This window comes from Legionella sp. W10-070, from assembly GCF_900640175.1.
GTDB lineage: Bacteria > Pseudomonadota > Gammaproteobacteria > Legionellales > Legionellaceae > Tatlockia.
Map to the genome: position 1 here is coordinate 1 of NZ_CAAAJC010000059.1, position 558 is coordinate 558.

Genomic DNA, 558 nt, shown 5'->3' on the forward strand with positions numbered 1-558 from the left:
GCAGATAAATTTCGTCGATTTGATAACCCGTTTTTAAAATTTTATGATAATCCTCAATGTGCCACCTCGACTTATAGATATTCACCACTTCTTTTTTTGTTCGATGGTTTTTGTAGGAAGGTTGGTGAGCAAAATCCAACAGTACTCCTCATTGTAAGCCATAACCACATCGACCTTGATTGGAGTATATTGTTCCTTTGAAACATCACGAGGCACAGGAAGAGCAACGGATTGAAGTGATTTGAGCTGAAGAGTGATCTCTTTAATTTCATGCGTACTGGACTCATTGATTAGAGTGGTTAGTGTCCCCTCATCAGGCTGTTGCTCTAATAATGAAAATAATTTATCCGCATACTTTGAGTAACATTCTCCAGTAAAACGATTATGTTGGGCACGTATGACAAACCGTTCGTTCGATTCAATAAGGTCGTGTAAAAACTCAAAAATGTCGCTTTCTCTATCGGCTACAGTAATCACAGGGGTCGTAAGTTCCCCCAAACGCTCCCTCCTTTTTTGAGAGGATTCAATCCAGCTATAGCTATGTTTTTCTTCTATAGG

General features: G+C 39.2%; 1 pseudogene. It reads right to left on the reverse strand.

The annotated features are described in order from the left end of the window. Positions 1–81 precede the first annotated feature (81 nt). A pseudogene (locus tag E1O65_RS12465) lies at positions 82–558 on the reverse strand (hypothetical protein); the annotation flags it as partial.